This window comes from Streptomyces sp. NPDC002328, assembly GCF_042890065.1.
Classification (GTDB): domain Bacteria; phylum Actinomycetota; class Actinomycetes; order Streptomycetales; family Streptomycetaceae; genus Streptomyces.
Genome location: NZ_JBIARQ010000042.1, coordinates 1 through 16,310 on the forward strand (window position 1 = coordinate 1; position 16,310 = coordinate 16,310).

The window sequence follows — 16,310 nt, forward strand, 5'->3', positions numbered from 1 at the left end:
ACTACAGACACTCCTCGCCGTCTGGACCGGCGCCTGCCCCACCTGCCATCGCGACATACCCACACCACTACGAACCTGACCAAGCCCTACTAGGCCCTCGTCAGACCGAAGTCCGGCCGGACGGTCAGCCATTCGGCCACCGTGGGGCGCCAGGCGGCGTCCCGCAGCCTCGGCACATACGGGCCGTCCCCGGAGCGCGCCGCGTCCCGCACCACCGCGGCGCGCTCCGGCAGCCGCGCGGCCGGCGCGCCCAGGGAGACCGCGGTGTCGTCGGCCGCCAGGACCAGCGTCCACAGCCGGGCCCCCAGCGGGTCGGGACCGGAGACGGCGGCGTCCTCGTCGAGGCTCTGCGCGGTCCGCGCGGCGGCCTGCGCCCACTCCCGCAGGGCGCCCCCGTCGCGGGTGGCCCAGTGCCGGCGCAGCGCGGTCAGCCGACGCACCGCCCGCCGCTCGCGCGCGGCGCGCACGGCGGCCCGGCCCAGACGGGGGCGGGACACCATCGACGCGTCGAACACGTCGACCACGATCTCCGCCGGATCCAGGGCGCCCGCCGCCTCGCTCAGCACGGCCTCACCGTGCAGCGTCGTCCCGCCCGGCCCCGACGGACCGGTCAGCCGGCCCAGCGCGACCGGCAGCGGCAGGTCCGGGTGGTACGCGCGGAACCCCAGCCCGTCCGCGCGGACGGCGCGCGACGCGGCCGCCACCTCCACCTGGAGCACCCGACCGCCGTCCCGGCCCGGCGCGGTGGACCAGCGCACCGTGTTCTCCGCCGCGTCCAGGACGTTCGCGGGCACCTGCTCCCAGTCGACGCTGCCCAGCCGCTCGCCGCCGCGCCCGGCGGACTCCGTCAGGAACGGAACCAGCACCCGCTGCTCGGAGGAGGCCAGGCGCAGCCCCGACTCCCTGAGGTCCGCCTCCTCCCGGGCGAGCTCCAGCAGCCGGGCGTGGCGCGGATCGCCGTCGAGCAGACACGCGGCGGCCAGCACCGAGTCCATGACGGCCTCCGCCACCAGCCCGTCCGACACCTGCTCGGGCGCCCAGCGCCGCAGCCGCTCGGCCAGCTCCAGGAGACGGCCGGCGCGTCCGCGCAGACACGCCCTCGCCTGCGGCAGCGCGTCCGGCACGATGCCGTCCAGGTCCCACAGCAGGCCCCCGACCTCCAGGTCCAGGAGCGCCGGATCGAGGCGCTCCGGCGACCAGTTGCCCAGCCAGCGGGCCGTCGCCAGCCGGGTCACGGACTCGTGCCGCGGCCCCGGCGCCCACGCGACGACGGCCGCGCGGACCGTGGCGTCCACCGCGTCCCGCCGGGACACCGACCCGTCACGCGCCTCGGCGAGCGCCGTGTGCGCCGCGTCCAGGGCGGCGGGGCCGTAGACGCCCTCCACCCAGTCGGCCGCCTCGCCGAGGTCGTCCACCTCGGCGAAGGGGGGCGCGTCCGGGGCGAACGGGTCGACGCACAGCGTCCCGCCGTCCAGCGCCAGCGGCGAGTAGAACGGCCGCGCGGTCGGCCGGGGGCCCAGCCGGACGGTGCCGACCGTGTCGATGCGTACGGGCAGAGTCATCGGCCTTCTCCTGAGTCGTCGCCTTCGGCGTGAAGGCGCTGAATGATCTCCTGAGCCTCGGCCGCGGTGGGGCGGACGGGAAGCGCCTCGCCGTCCGGCAGGGACGCCGCGTAGGCGTTCAGGGCCTCCGACCACCACGTGTGGACGGCCTCCTGGTCGGAGGCGGTGAGGAACCAGCGAGTCAGTTGGAAGGCGTCGCTGTGCCCCGCGTATTCGTTCTGGGCGATGTGGTGGTTGAAGACGGATGCCACCACGACGCCGATGTCCATGAAGGAGACCGGAGCGGAATCGGGTGCCGACAGATCGGCCTCGGGGGCGGACACATCGCGCCCTCCGAGGGGCACGACCCGAGGATCGTCCGCGGAAGCCGCCTGCTCGCCGGACTCGCGGATGAAGGACCGGATCGCGCTGTAGAGGAGGGGGAACCAGCCCTCCGGGGAGGACGACTCCCCCCGTACGTCGCGTGTGTGCAGCCGGGGCCACAGACGGGGGACCACATGGAACTGCGGATCGTCCAGTCGCCTGCGCGAGAACGAGGAGAGACCGCCCGAGCGGCGCTCGCTGTACGCGAAGAAGTCGTCCCGGAAGACCTGGGCGATCAGCTTCTCCGTACGGCGGTGCAGCCGCTGGACGGGCTTCCGCCCGCCGGGCGAGCGCCGTTCCTCGAACATGGACCTGTTGACCGCGTAGGCGAGTTGAACGCCCAGCACGAACGCCGCCCGCAACTCGCCGGAGACCAGCCCCAGCGGTCGGCACATCCGTTCCGCTTCCTGGCGTGCGACGTCGCGCGTGGTGCTGTCGCGGAACGCCGCACTCGCCTTCTCCGGCTTCTCGAACACCGCGGAGCTGAGCCGCTGCCGCAGCGACCTGTCCAAGGGGAGCGGAAAGGGGGTCTTCTGACCCGTGCGGCGTCCGTTCACGGTCGGCTTCGGCGGGACGGACGACGCCGACAGACCGGCTGCGGCAGCGTCGCCGAGCAGCCGCTCCCAGGGCGCCTGGTCGACGTACGCTCCCCAGAGCTTCTCCATGTCACTGGTGACGTCGGAGTCCAGCAGATCCTCCAGTGCCTGCTGCTCCGCCCGGTCGGGAGCACACCGGGGCTCGGCGGCCCGGGAGTTCCAGTGACGGTCGAGCATGTCACTGAGCTCCTGGACGGCCCGCTCGTCGGCCAACAGCGCCTTCAGCAGGGAGTAGTTGGGCGGCGGGGCGTCGGGATCCCGGCCGAAGTGCTCCAGAATCACCTGGTCGCACTCCTCCGCGGACGGCGGACGCCCCCCGTCCCACCGGACGACCCACCCGTACAGCTTGTCCTCGTGTTCCGCCACCGGGATGCCGGCCCGGGCGAACGCCTCGCGCAGGCCGGTCGCGACCGGGCCGTCCGCCAGCACCTCGGGCAGCAGCCCGGCCACGGCCTCGGCCACCTGGTCCAACTCCCGCCGCTCGGGCGACTTCGCGCGCAGGACCGGCCCCAGCTCCGGGTGCTTGCCCCGCACCCGTGGCGTCAAATAGGCGCGTAACAGGCGGGAGTTGACCACGCCCCGCTGCGTCAGCGCGCTGTTGGGATGGATCGCCCGCCGCGCCTCCGCCACCAGCCGCAGCCAGCCCCGCGTGATCGCCTCGGTCAGTGCTTCCGGCATGACCTCCCCGTCCTCTCCCTCTAGCCGAGCTCGTCGCGTGCGAGCGCGTCCTCCGTGAGGGCCCGCAGGGCCCGTACGGTGGTGCGCACCTCGTTGAGGTACTTCGTCGGGGTGAACGGCTGACGAAGCGCGGGCGCCCGGTCCGGCACGTCACCGCCGATGGTCTCCACCTCGACGTCGTACGGCAGCGCGAGCATCCGGATGGCCGTGAAGTGCTGCATGGGCGTGTAGATGGGCGTGGTGACGAGCAGCAGCCGCGCCCCCGGCTTCAGCGAGGCCAGCCGCTCGGCGAAGAAGGCGTAGGTCTCGCCGGTGTGGGCGCGCCGCTCCGGGACGGTGGACGGCGCGGCGGCCACCCGCACGGACAGCCCGGCGCCCGTGCGGTAGTGCTTCACGCCCCAGGTCAGGCCGGGCAGCTTCGCCGGGTCGGGGGACTCCTCGCCCTCTTCCCGCTCCGGGTCGCCGAGCCCGAACGCCAGCCGGGTGCCGAGGTCGAGGGCCTGGTACTCCTCGGTGAGTTCGGGGTGGCCGAGCCGCTCGGAGATGGCGGACTCCAGCTCGTTCGGGTCGGATGCCTTCTTGCCGAACGGCCGGTGTCCGCCGAGGGCGGTGACGGCGCCGGCGCTCACCGTGCCGTCGTCGAGGAGCCGGGCGGCGTAGGCGGGGCGGTTGAAGCAGGCACGGACGAGTCCGCCCAGCATCAGCACATGGTCGTACTCCCGGTGCCGGGGCGGGAGTTCGTCGCGCAGACCGAGCGCCGTGACGGCGGCGAGGGTGGTGTCGGCCTGGTCGGGGGTCATCGGCAGCTCGTCGGCCGCGTTGCGCTCGGCGTCCTCCAGCCGGGTGTTGACGCTGCCGGTGAACTCGAAGAGCGCGTCGATGCGCGCCAGCAGGGTTCCCGGCGTGCCGGCCAGGGCGTCCGGGTCGCCGTGGAAGGCGGTGACCAGGGCGCGCATGGCGTCGGAGGCCAGCCAGGCGTCGATGTCGGCGATCAGGTCCTTGCCGCTGCCGGGGAGGATCGGCCGGGGGAAGTGCGAGGTCATGAGGGTTCCTTTTCCTGTTCCTGTTCCTGTTTCTGGGAGGCCTGTTGAGCGGGGATGCCGGGCAGGCCGGGGGCGTCGGCGGGGTCAGGGGCGTCGGTGGGGCCGGTGGGTTCGTGCGTGGGCCGGACGGTGAACAGGCCGTCGGCGGACTCGCGTCGGTAGGTCGCGTACAGCATCTCGGAGGCGGCGCCGGCCGGTTTCTCCGCGTTCGCGACCGGCTGACGGGCGTCGAGGCGGGCGAGGGCGGTCTTGGCGAGGATGTCGAGGCTTTTGGTCACGTTGGCCTCGATGAGGATCGCGAGGCTCTGGCGGACCTCCAACGCCTCGTGGGCATGACGCAGGGCGTGGGTCAGGAAGGTGACGCGCTGGGCGGGTCCGGCGTCCTGGAGGACGGCGCGGTAGAAGTTCACCAGGGCCAGGCCGTTGACGCAGGTGATCACCTCTTCCAGGTGACGCGTGCCGTAGCGGCGCTCCCGCAGGGCCAGCACCGCCTGATAGTGCTCGTCCGCCGCGTCGAGGTGACGGTGGGGCGGGAGGTCGGGGTCGACCTGGGCCAGGGAGACCTCCAGACCGGCGAGGTTGAAGCGACTGCGGTCCGCGTCGGGCGAGTCGTGGCCGGTGAGCAGCTCCCGCTCGGCCGCACTGTGGCGCAGGAGGACCTCGGCCTCGCGCAGCAGGGCCAGCCGCTGTCCCGCGGTGAGGCCGTCCTTGTTCGCCTTCCTGCGGATCAGCAGTCCGTGCATGGCCTCGGCGCGGGAGGCGGCCAGTTGCTCGTCGCGGCCGGCGTTCGGGACGGCGCACAGCTCGCGCGCCTCGACCGCCCAGCCGATGGCGTCGTCGACGGTGCCCCACGGCGACCGGCCCGGGGTGCGGTGCACGACCCGTGCCTTGCCGCGCAGACAGTCGGAGCGCATGATCCGCGACTCCGCGTCAGCGCCCGCCCCGTGGTTCGCGACGCGTTCGAGCGCCTTCTCGAAGCACTCGGTGGCCGCCGCCGGGTCCTGGCGTTCGACGAGCACACCTAGCGCGTGCAGGCTTCGGAAGGCGTCCGGGTCCGACGGCTGATGCGTCAACAGGTCGGCGATCGAACCGACTTCGCGGGGATCGAGGACCAGGTCGAAGGGCGTCGCCAGACCGGTCCGTCCGGTGCCGGCGGGCTGCCTGGCGCCGGTCGCGGTGAAGAAGTTCCGGTAGACGCCGCCGACCAGCGCGGCGGTGTCCGTCGGGCTCTGGCGCAGTCCGTGCTCGCGGACGGCGTGCTGGAAGAGCCGGTGCATGGTCGCCAGGCCGCCGGTGAAGTCGATCACTCCCAGCGCGCGCAGCCGCTCCAGACCGGCGCGCACCTCCGGCTGTTGCCCGGCCCCGGCCTCCGGCTGTTCCCCGGCCCCGTTCCCCTCGTCCCGTACCGCCAGCGCGAGCAGTTCGGGGGAGAGGCCGGAGGGCGGCAGCCAAGCCATCGCCGTGGCCAGCCGGCGTTCGACGCGGACGGGGTCGTGCAGCGGACCGCCCGGGGCCCCTGCCTCGGCCTCACGCACCACCGTGGACCAGATGGCCGCCGGCACCTCCTCGGGGGCGGTGGGCTGGACGGCGCTGTTCCGCCACCATGCCTGGCCGGTGGACCGGAGCAGGCGGGCGCTGGCCTCGAGCAGCAGGGGGCGGCCGGCGAGAAGGTCCGTGGGCGCGTCCTCGACGTCCAGGACGCGCGGGAGGTCGTCGACGCCCAGCTCGGGCACGGCGAGTTGCTCGGCGTCGGTGTTCCGCAGCGTGGGATTCGTCTCCGGGTCGGCCCACTTGGCGTTGGTCGTGGTGACGACCACGAGCTGCCCCTGCCGGCTGGGCCGGGGGAGGCGCAGCTCGGTGGGGTCGACGTCGACGTTGTCCAGGACGACCACCCAGGGGACCTCGGAGTCGGCGAGCCGCTTCATGGCCAGCTCCGCGAACACGGTGCGGTCGGAGTCGTCCCGCGCGTCCCCGCCGGGGCGCCCCCGCTCCTCGATCTCCGCATCGCCCAGCGACGCGGTCAGCGTCCGCTGGTCGAAGGCGTCGAGGAACCACCCGCACCCCTCGTCCGCGCGGGCCGCGAGCTGGTGCGCCGCCATGCTCTTGCCGACCCCCTGCGGCCCGTGCAGCACCACCGTGCCGCCCCGCGCCGCGAGGTCCCGCAGCTCCGCCATGAACTTGTCCCGCCCGGGGAAGTCGACGAACTGCGGCCTGGCCGGCAGCCGTCGGTAGATCGCCGGCCTCGACTCGTCGCGCACCAGGGGGAGTTCACGCACGTCCTCGGCGCCCTCCGCGTGCAGGCCCACCACGTCGACCATGCGGACGTCGTCGTGCCCCGACTCCAGCCGGCGCGCCCCGCTCGCGCACGCCTCGGCGAACGTCCTGTCCTCGCCCCGGCAGGCGCCGACCACGTCGATCGCCGTGCCGCCCCTGAGCCGCAGCCCCTCGCCGTAGGCGAGGAAGACGCCCCCGTCGTGCTCGTGCCGGGGCGTCACCGGGGGCTCGGACAGCCTGAGCGCCGTGGCCTCGGGGTCGGTGTGCACCAGCACGACGGCGTGGTGGTCCAGCACGGTCACGTACGGCCGCAGTCCCGCCGCCTCGCACATCGCGGCGAACATGAGGACCAGGTCGAGGCACGTCCCCGAGCTGCGGTCGATCAGGTGCGGGTCACGGATGCGCTGGTGGGCCCCCGAGACCCAGGCCCGGTTGTAGGGGATCCGCTTGCTCCGCAGGCGGAGGTAGAGACGGCTGAGCAACTCCCTCGGGTCGCCGCGCCACTTGTGGGCCTCGTGCTCCACGAGGTCGAGGCCCCGCAGCGCCGGGACGCTCACGTAGCGGGCCAGTCGGCGGTACCCGCGCAGGGTTTCCCCCGGGTGGAACGGGGGCCAGTTGGTCACGGTCGGGACATCGCCCGGCAGCGTCGACCTGTTCGGCATGTCTCCCCCCGAGGGCTCGTGCGGCGTCATCTTCCACTCCCTCCTCCGTCCCCAGACGCGGGACCCGATCGGCCCGGCACCGGCGGGGACGGATGTCCCGGGGTCAGATTCGCGCAGAGACAGGACGTTCCGGGCACCCGATCCGTACGTTCGTGTCACCATTTCCGTACGGGGCGTGAGCGGCCCCGCGCGGGCCGGAGGGGGCGGATTGACCTACAGCCGGGAAGAACGGGAGCGCGTCAGAACGGCGTTGGAGGGCTGCCGGGCCGCATCGGTGGCGCAGGGCCGGGCCGGCGGCGACAGCGCGCTGGCGAACGCCCTCGGGTACAAGGCGGAGACGGTACGGAAGTACATGCTGGGCGAGCGCATGCCGCCGCCCCGCTTCGTACGGGCGCTCGCGGAGCTCGCCGGGGTGAGCCCGGCGCGGGTGTTCGCCGACATCGGCTGGCTGCCGCGCGGCGAGGCGCCGTCCCCCGGCTCGTACGAGCCGCCGCCCGAACTGGTGGCGGCGCTCTCCGCGATCAGCGGCATCGAGGCGTACGTCCGCGGTTTCGCGCAGGCCAGGCTGCCGGCCCCGTTGCGGGCTGCGGCGGCGCTGTGCGGTGACCGCCGGGCGGCGACGCGCTTCCGGGTCGGGCTCTCGCACCTCGTCTCCGGGCGGGACTACCCGGTGTCCACCGCGCTGGTGAGCGAGTTCCGGCTCGCCGCGGGGGCCGAGGCGCTGCCCTGGCGGGAACTGGCCGAACGCGCCCTGCGCGCGGGCCCGTCGGCCGCCCGGCTCCCCGACGGCACCGCGACGGAGGACGGGGACGGGGAACACGCGCGAGTGCGCGCCGAGTTGGGAATCGTCGTCTCCGAATCCCTGCGGGCGGCGGGCGAGTTCAGCTGGCAGGGCGAGCCCGGCACCTCGCTGTGGTCGCCGGCCGCCGCCGAGTGGCCGGGCCATCTCCTCGTGCAGAACTGCCTGGTCGACCTGCACCGGCAGGCCGCCTACCCGTGGCGGGGAGCCGACCAGCGGCCCCTGGTGGTGGTCGGCGCGGTCTGGTCGGCGGCGCTCACCGCGGCGCTGGTCGCCGGGGCGCTCGGCTGGGAGTACGTGCCGGTCAGCTCGGCCACCGAGGTGGACGGCGGCCGGGTCGTGCAGGGCGATCCCCTCGACCGCCGGTCGGGCCGGCTGCGCGGCTGGGCGGTGACGGCCCGTCATATCGCCGAGCGGGTGCGGCTCCAGGAGAGCTGGCCCGCGATCGCCCTGGTCAAGCCGTACGTGTTCGCCGAGGAGGGTCACTACGGGCACGTCATGGCGGATCTGCTGCGGGAGACCGGCGCGCGGGTGGTGTACGTCCGTCCCTCGCCGCGCCACCTGGACTGGTGGGCCGCGCGCCGGGACCTCACCTCGGTCCGAGGGACGCCGGGGGGCGTGTGGCGGGCCGGCATCGACCGCGCCCTGGAGCGCGTCGAGGACGTCCTCGCGGCCCGACGCGGGGGCCGGGGGCTGCCCGCGGGCGGCGACCTCCTGCTGACGCTGCCGGATCCGCCGCGACCCCTGCGCGCGGCGGACCCACGGCTCCCCGCACATCTGGTGGATCATCAGTTTCGTTGCGCGTGGCGGACGTTGGAGTGGCTGGACGAGACGGCCAACCGCGGACGGCCGTCCCTCTTCGGGGAGTTGCGCCCCTCCCATCTGGCGGACCGCGCGGACCGGCTGCGCGGCGACCCGGCCGTCCGCACGCTGCGGCCCTGGTGACGCCCGCCGGTCTGTCCCGGAGCTCGTCAACTGATGGAACGTCAAGAATGCGGTAACAGCGCGTCGTCGGCGTCCTCGGGGCCGATTCGGCCGGCCGTGGCACGCGGGTCGTGAAGGCGGGGACGGATCATGGCGGGAACCTCCCGTGTCGATGGCTGATCGGTCGATCGATGGCGACTTTAGGGGGCATGCCGGACACCCGGTGGGTAGATTGCACAGGAATAAGGGGAGTGCAATAAATGCGGCACATGGGGGCATCCTCTGATGAGCGCTGACCGGGGACGGCCGTACCACTGCGTCACGCACCCCGCCGGAGGCCCCGGCGGCGGGCTCACGGCGCGGCGGCGCACGGCGTGGCTGTTACGCGTGAACCGCCTGCACGGCGCGAACCGCGAGTGGGCCGACCGGGCCTACGCCTTCGCCGCGGCCTTCCCCGGCGGCTCCTGGCCCCACGAGGCCGACCCGGGCAAGATCTCCCGCTGGGAGACCGCGCGCGTCGGCGTCCCCTACCTCGCGGTCCGCCGCTACGAGGAACTGCTCGCGCTCCCGCCCCACTTCCTGACCAGCGCCGTCGACACCTTCAACCGCTACCTCCTGCCTGGCGTCCCTGGTGTCCCCGGCGTCCCCGGCGCACCCGCCCCCGCGCAGGCTCCCCGCCTCCGACTGGCCCGCCCGGCGCACCACGAGGCCGCCCTCGACGGGCGGGCCGACGCCGTGCTCGACGCGGCGACCAGCGGCGACGCCGTGACCGGGGCCGACTGGGACGATCTGACCGTCTTCCTCGCGGCCCGCCCCGGCATGCGGCTCCGCTCGGCCGACTGGTCCGCCGTCGCGCACCGGCTGCTGGTGGAGACGGTGGTCTCCGACGGTCCGGAGTGGCGGCAGCGCTTCGAGGCGTTCAACCGGCTGCTGGAACACCCCTCCGGCGCGCGGGCCGCCGTCGGGGCCGTCGGCGACTGGGCCGCCGACCCCGCCCAACTGGCGTACATCGAGACGGTGTGCCTGCTCGACGGCAGCCCGCACCCCGACGCCGCCCGCCACGTGCTGGCCCAACTCGCCGCCCCCACCAACGACGACGCGCACTACGGCGCGCTGCTCGCCTGCGTCCGCAAGCTCCGGCACGGCCACTTCGCCCCGGACCAGATCGGCCGGGTCGCCGCGCACGCCGCCGAGTTGTTCCACGACCCCGGCCACGGGCCCGGCGCGCGCCACCGTGATCTGCGCGCCCTCGGCGGGTCCGTCCTCGCGCTCGCCCGTTCCCGTGCCGCGGGCGGACTGCCGCCGTCCCTGCGGGGTCCCGCGGACGGCACGCACGCGATCGCCGCCTCGCGCGCCGTGACCGCCCACGCCGGACCGGGGGTCACGCCGTCGGCCGTGCGCATCGCCGACTCCGCGGTGTCGCTGCTGCCCTCCGCGACGGGCCGCTTCGACGACCGCGTCCTGCCGGTCCTGCTGGACGAGGCGCTGGCCGACCCGGTCTCCGACGTCCGGCTGCACGCGCTGCTGCTGCTCAGCGCCACCCCGTACCGGGCGCCGCTCGCCACAGCCGTCGGCCGCGAGATCGACCGGCTGGGCCTGTGCCGCGACACCGACGCCGTCACCCGGCTGTTCCAGGCCCTGAGCATCCTCGGCGGGCCCGCCGAACGCCGCCGGGCCGAACGCGTCGTCCTGCGCGGCGGGGTGCCCGCGCCGGTCGCGGACGCCGCCGCACGGGCCCTCGCGCACATGGGAGGCAGCAGCGGCGACGACTTCTGGGACCGCGCGTTCCGGCTGCACAGCGCGTCGGCGCGGGCGGGCCACGAACTCGGCGCGCGCGTCCTGCGCGACCTCGTCTACGCCCTCGGCATCAGCGGCGACCGCACCCGGGTACGACTCCTCGCCGACGACCGCCGCCTGCCCGCACCCCTGCGGTCCCGGGCCCGCTGGTGGGCGTGCCTCCCACCGTACGCAAGCCGGACGCCACCGGAGGGGCCGTAGCCCCGCAGACCGTAGACCCGGAGCCCCACAGGCCCCGGAGCCCCGGAGGCCCGCAGGCCCCGGCGCCCCGCAGATCCCGGAGCTCCGTAGAGCCGCGGCCCCGTAAACCCGTAGACCCGTAAACCCGTAGACCCGCAGGCCCGTAGACCCGCAGGCCTCGTAGCCACGCAGACCCGGAGCTCCGTAGCCCCGCAGGCCCCGGAGCCCCGCAGACCCCTAGATCCGCCGAGCCGTGCAGCCGACGGCGTCTATCGCAGCGGGGCCGTTTCCAGCAGGTCGTGGGCCATTCGTCGGGCCGGGGCCTCGGTCTGGTCGGCGACGAGGCGGAAGGTCTCCCGGGCCGGGCGGGCCGGCCAGGCGCGGGGGAGGTGCCGGGCCGGGAGCCGGGGGTCCGTGCGGATCGTCCAGAGCCATTCGCTGACCAGCCGCAGCCGGGTCCCGATCGGGTCGTCCCCGGACCCCGCGCCCAGGTGGGCGGTCCAGCGCTTGTCGAAGGCGACGTACCGGGCGGCGATGCTCTCCAGGTCCCAGGTGTCGCGGATCATCAGCTCGATGTCGGTGGCCCCGTCCGCCTGGGCGTGGAAGATCTTCACGTGGTCGGTCAGCCCCAGCTCCGAGACGACGGCGGACACGTCGACGTTGCCCGGGGCGATCCACAGCCCGCTGTACAGCGCGCCGAACCCCGACCAGGCGAGCCGCGAGCGCAGGTCGTGCCGCTGGCGCTTCCAGGAGTCGGGGAGGGAGAAGCCGAGCAGGGTCCAGGAGCCGTCCCAGTCGTCGTTGACCGCGCCCTGCTTCCAGATGCGGATCCGGCCGTCCTCCAGGACACGCGTCGCCTGCGGGGTCAGCCCGAAGTACATCCTGCGGCCCTCGCGCTGGCGGCGCAGCAGCCCCCGGTTGACCATGCGGGTCAGCGTGGAGCGCACGGCCTGCTCACCGACTCCGACCCGGCCGAGGACGTCGATGATGCTGCCCGAGTAGACGCACAGCTCCCCCTCGTCCAGCACATGGTTGCCGAAGAAGGCGAGCATGAGCGACTGGGGGCGCGGCGCGGGCGCGTCCAGGGCGTCCGTCGTGTCCATCGTGTCCATCGTGTCCATCGTGTCCATCGTGTCCAGGATGTCGTCGTCCTCCACGGGGGCAAGGGTACGGCCGCCCGCCGACGGCGCGGCGGGCGGCCGGGCGCGGTCAGCGGCGGTCGGGGTGGGCAAGGTCGTACGGCCGCGGGTACGGGCTGGGGCGGTAGGTGACATAGCGGGCCGGGGTCGTCGGATCGGCCGACGCGGCACGGGAGTTGAGTGCCTCCGGGTCGGTGCCGCGCCAGACGCCGGTGGTGAGGCGGTCCTCCAGGGCGTGCAGGGCGGCGAGTTGCTCGGCGGGGCTGAAGGTGCAGTGGCCGGCGTTGCCGGTGTACGCCTGCCGCAGCAGCGGCGTCGCTCCGGCGGCGGTGACCGCCCGGCGCAGGGCGCTCTCGGTCTGGACGGGGACGAGGGCGTCGCCGACGGTGTGCACCGACAGCTGCGGCTTGGTCAGCCGCCCGGTGAAGGAGCTGGTGCGGCTCATCCAGGCGACGGCGTTCCGGTCGGCGCGGATCCTCGGGGCGCGGTCCAGCGCGGCGAGGTCGGACTTCAACGACAGCCCGGCCTTCTCGTACAGCGCGGTGACCTCCTCGCGGACGGAGGACAGGCCGAGCAGTCGCGCGTAGTCGACGCCGGTGTTCCAGGACATGTTGCCGCCGGCCCGGACCTCGGCCTCCTGCCGCCGGTTGAAGGCGGCGATCTTCAGCAGGCCCTTGACGGCCTCGTACTGGTTGGCCTGCTGCGCCTCCCAGTCGGCCGGGGCGGGCCGCGGCTGCGCCGGCTGGTTCCAGACCGGGATGTTGTGCAGGGCGGCGGCCAGGGCGATCCGGGCCCGCCCGGCGGGCGTCGACTGCGCCGAGTCGACCACGGCCGTCAGGGCGTCGGCCGCGGCGGTGGCGGCGGCCTGGTCGGGCAGCCCGGTCAGCGGGACGCCGGAGCCGGGCGCGAGGAGCGTCTTGATCGCGAACACCGGGTCGAGGGTGTTGTTCCAGTTGGCGATCCCGCCCTGGACGAGGCCGCACAGGGACAGCGAGCCGTCGATGCGGTCCGCGTGCCGCTCGGCGAGGGCGGTGGTGACCAGACCGCCGTACGACCTGCCCCAGGCGAGGGTGCGGCGGGCCGCGCCGAAGCGGTCGGTGAAGGCGGTCAGGGTGGCGAGCTGGTCGGGGACCGCGTCGGTCACCGCCCAGCCGGTGGTGGCGTACGAGGAGCCGATGAGTGCGTAACCACCCGTGAGCAGAAGGGACTTGGTGGCCTCGTCGGGACCGTTCTGGGCCGGGTTGGGCGCGCCGGCCGGGGTGTAGCCGTGGCTGAAGAGCAGCACGGTGCCGTTCCAGGCGGCGGGCATGTCCATCACGTACGTGGCCCCCGAGGGCAGCCGGCCCTCGACGTGCTCGGCGCCGGCGGCGGCCGCCGCGCCCGGGGCGGGCGCGGCGGTCACGGCGAGCAGGAGGGCGGCGGCGCAGGCGGTGCGCCGGGCGGTGCGGCGGACGGAGCTGTGGCGCGCCGAGCGGCGGACGGCGCTGCGGCGGCTGCGGGCGCCCTCGGGGGCCCCGGTGCCCGTGCCCTGACGAGTGCCGGTGTCGGTGTTGCCCGTCGTCATGCGCTGACCTCTTCCGTGTGGGGGGCGGTGGAGCGTCCGGCGGACTCGGTGAGGGAGTCCTTGTGGGTCTCGCGGACGAACAGCACGGTCAGCGCGGTGATCGCGGCGCCGCCGCAGAGCAGCAGGGAGACGGGCGTGCTGTCGCCGCTCCCGGCGACCAGGCTGCCGGCGATCATGGGGGAGAAGCCGGCGCCGACGAGGGTCGCGCCCTGGTAGCCGAGGGAGGCGCCGGTGTAGCGGACCCGGGTGCCGAACATCTCGGTGAGCAGCGCGCCCAGCGGCCCGTACATCGTGGACTGGGCGACGCCGTGACCGAGGACGACGGCGAGGATCAGCAGTCCGGGCGACTTGGAGTCGACCAGCGCCAGCACGGGGAATGCGAGCGCGGCCGAGGCGAGGGCCCCCGCGAGGACGACGGGGCGGCGGCCGACCCGGTCGGAGAGCGCGGAGGCACAGGGCAGGACGACGAGGGCGACGCAGGCGGACACCGTGAGCGCGGTGAGCACCTGCGGGCGGGCGTAGCCGATGCCGGTGGCGTACGCGATCATGTAGCTGGTCAGGAGCGACTGCGCGGTGAACGCGCCGATGCCGACACAGCAGGCCAGCAGCAGGGGCCGCGGGCGGCGCAGCACGTCGAGGATCGGCAGCCGCGACTCGGCGCGGTCCTTCTTCACCTCGGCGAACAGCGGGCTCTCGACGACCTTCAGCCGGACGAACAGGCCGACGCCGAGCAGCACCACGCTCATCAGGAACGGCACGCGCCAGCCCCATGCCGCGAACTCCTCGCGGGGCAGGGTGACCACGAGGGTGACGACGGTGGTCGACAGCAGGGAGCCGAGCGGGGCTCCCATCTGCGTGAAGCTGGACCACAGGCCGCGCCGCCGCTCCCCGGCGTGCTCGACGACCATCAGGGTGGCCCCGCCCCACTCGCCGCCGATGGCGATGCCCTGGACCACGCGCAGCGCGATCAGCAGGACCGGCGCCCAGACGCCGATGGTGTCGTACGTGGGGAGCAGCCCGATGAGGAAGCTGGCGCCGCCCATCAGGCCCATGGTGAGCAGCAGCATCGACTTGCGGCCGAGCCGGTCGCCGTAGTGGCCGAAGAGGATGCCGCCGAGCGGGCGGGCGACATAGCCGGCGGCGAAGGTGCCGAAGGCGGCGACCGTGCCGACGGCGGGATCGGCGCCGGGGAAGAACAGTTCGCCGAAGACGAGGGCGGCGACGGTGCCGTAGACGAGGAAGTCGTAGAACTCCACGGCCGTGCCGAGCAGTCCGGACAGGGCGACCCGGCGCAGCTGCCGGGTCTGTTCGGGGGTCGTGGACGGTGATGCGACGGGGGACGAGGGCATCGCGGTCTCCCTTGACCGGGGGAAGGACACCGCGAAAGTAGGCGCTAATCTGACCCCAGTCAATAAAGTGCACAACATTGATCCCTGAGCGACAGCCGCCGAGCGCCGACGTGCCGGGCATGACAAACCGGAGCGCTAACGTGCCGGGCATGACAAAGACGACGGGATCCGTTCCCGTGCTCGGCGTGCGCGCGCTGAACCGCGCGACCCTCGACCGGCAGCTCCTGCTGAGCCGTTCACGGCTCACCCCCGAGCGGGCCGTCGCCCACCTCGTCGGACTCCAGGCGCAGAACGTCAAGCCGCCGTACCACGCCCTCGCCGCCCGCCTCGACGGCTTCACACCGGAGGGGCTCTCGGCGCTCATGGCGGACCGTCAGGTCGTCCGCATCGTCACCCTGCGCTCCACCATCCACACCCACACCGCCGACGACTGCCTCACCCTGCGCCCACTGGTGCAGCCCGCCCGGGACCGCGAACTGGCCGCCTTCCGCACCGGCCTGGCCGGCGTCGACCTCGACCGGCTCGCCGCGCTCGCCCGCGAACTCGTCGAGGCCGAGCCGCGCACCATGAAGCAACTGCGCGAAGCGCTCGGCGCCCACTGGCCGGACGCCGATCCGCAGTCCCTCGCGGTCGCCGCCCGCTGCAAACTGCCGCTGGTGCAGGTCACCCCGCGCGGACTGTGGGGGCGCGGCGGCCAGGTCGCCCTCACCACCGCCGAACACTGGCTGGGCCGCCCCGCCGAGCCCGCGCCGGCGGTCGACGACACCGTCCTGCGCTACCTCGCCGCCTTCGGCCCGGCCTCCGTGAAGGACATGCAGACCTGGGCCGGCCTCACCCGGCTGCGCGAGGCCTTCGAACGCCTCCGCCCGCGACTCCTCGTCTTCCGCGACGAGCACGACGTCGAGCTCTTCGACCTGCCCGACGCCCCGCGCCCCGACCCGGACACCCCGGCCCCGGCCCGCTTCCTGCCCGAGTTCGACAACCTGCTGCTCTCGCACGCCGACCGCACCCGTGTCGTCCCGCCCGAGCTAAAGGGCCGCACCTGGCGGGGCAACCAGGCCCACTGCACGTTCCTCGTCGACGGGTTCCTGGCCGGCGTGTGGAGACTGGAGCCGGACGCCCTCGTCCTCGAGCCGTTCACCGACCTCGACAGGGCCGGCCGCGAGGAGCTGACGGCGGAAGCGGAGCGCATGCTCGGCACGCTCTACGCGCGAACGCCGTACGACATCCGCTTCGGGACTGTCGTACGGCGATGAACCACAATGGAGAGGGGGGGGGGGGGGGGGGGGGGGGGGGGGGGGGGGGGGGCGGGGGCCCCCCCCCGCCCCCCCCCCCCGCCGGGGCGCGCGGGGGGGGGGGGGGGGTGGGGGGGGGGGTGGG

10 protein-coding genes are annotated in these 16,310 nt (G+C 74.4%); 3 read left to right on the top strand and 7 right to left on the bottom strand.

Translation table 11 applies throughout. The annotated features are described in order from the left end of the window. Positions 1-89: 89 nt before the first annotated feature. From ACFYX4_RS40790 to ACFYX4_RS40805, 4 genes are read right to left on the bottom strand one after another with little or no spacing between them, the layout of a single operon-like run. A complete protein-coding gene (locus ACFYX4_RS40790) occupies positions 90-1,562 on the bottom strand; it encodes a hypothetical protein (RefSeq protein ID WP_389345032.1) in 1,473 nt (490 codons plus the stop codon). Then, positions 1,559-3,199: a hypothetical protein gene (locus ACFYX4_RS40795; protein ID WP_389345034.1), complete on the bottom strand. Its 1,641-nt coding sequence runs from the start codon at positions 3,197-3,199 to the stop codon at positions 1,559-1,561. The genes ACFYX4_RS40790 and ACFYX4_RS40795 overlap by 4 nt, the downstream gene beginning before the upstream one ends. A gap of 20 nt (positions 3,200-3,219) precedes the next feature. Then, positions 3,220-4,242 (bottom strand): hypothetical protein, encoded by a 1,023-nt coding sequence (locus ACFYX4_RS40800; protein ID WP_389345036.1) that lies wholly within the window; start codon positions 4,240-4,242, stop codon positions 3,220-3,222. Further along, positions 4,239-7,178, bottom strand: a complete 2,940-nt coding sequence (locus tag ACFYX4_RS40805; RefSeq protein WP_389345038.1) for an AAA family ATPase — start codon at positions 7,176-7,178, stop codon at positions 4,239-4,241. The genes ACFYX4_RS40800 and ACFYX4_RS40805 overlap by 4 nt, the downstream gene beginning before the upstream one ends. A 208-nt stretch (positions 7,179-7,386) precedes the next feature. On the opposite strand from ACFYX4_RS40805, the gene ACFYX4_RS40810 reads away from it, so the two are divergent. Continuing rightward, positions 7,387-8,922 (top strand): helix-turn-helix domain-containing protein, encoded by a 1,536-nt coding sequence (locus ACFYX4_RS40810; RefSeq protein ID WP_389345040.1) that lies wholly within the window; start codon positions 7,387-7,389, stop codon positions 8,920-8,922. Positions 8,923-9,186: 264 nt separating this feature from the next. Further along, entirely contained in the window at positions 9,187-10,899 is a 1,713-nt protein-coding gene (locus ACFYX4_RS40815; protein WP_389345042.1) for a hypothetical protein, read from the top strand. A gap of 248 nt (positions 10,900-11,147) precedes the next feature. Here the strand turns inward: ACFYX4_RS40815 and ACFYX4_RS40820 are convergent, their stop codons facing one another. Genes ACFYX4_RS40820 through ACFYX4_RS40830 form a run of 3 tightly spaced genes read right to left on the bottom strand, consistent with a single transcriptional unit; the run spans position 11,148 to position 14,930 of the window. Further along, positions 11,148-12,035 carry a PaaX family transcriptional regulator C-terminal domain-containing protein gene (locus ACFYX4_RS40820; protein WP_389345044.1) on the bottom strand — a complete coding sequence of 296 codons (888 nt, stop codon included), beginning with the start codon at positions 12,033-12,035 and terminating at the stop codon, positions 11,148-11,150. A 52-nt stretch (positions 12,036-12,087) separates the two neighbouring features. Further along, positions 12,088-13,581: a hypothetical protein gene (locus ACFYX4_RS40825; RefSeq protein ID WP_389345046.1), complete on the bottom strand. Its 1,494-nt coding sequence runs from the start codon at positions 13,579-13,581 to the stop codon at positions 12,088-12,090. Next, positions 13,578-14,930 carry an MFS transporter gene (locus tag ACFYX4_RS40830; RefSeq protein ID WP_389345048.1) on the bottom strand — a complete coding sequence of 451 codons (1,353 nt, stop codon included), beginning with the start codon at positions 14,928-14,930 and terminating at the stop codon, positions 13,578-13,580. The genes ACFYX4_RS40825 and ACFYX4_RS40830 overlap by 4 nt, the downstream gene beginning before the upstream one ends. Positions 14,931-15,079: 149 nt before the next feature. On the opposite strand from ACFYX4_RS40830, the gene ACFYX4_RS40835 reads away from it, so the two are divergent. Then, positions 15,080-16,186 carry a winged helix DNA-binding domain-containing protein gene (locus ACFYX4_RS40835; RefSeq protein ID WP_389345050.1) on the top strand — a complete coding sequence of 369 codons (1,107 nt, stop codon included), beginning with the start codon at positions 15,080-15,082 and terminating at the stop codon, positions 16,184-16,186. Positions 16,187-16,310 lie beyond the last annotated feature (124 nt).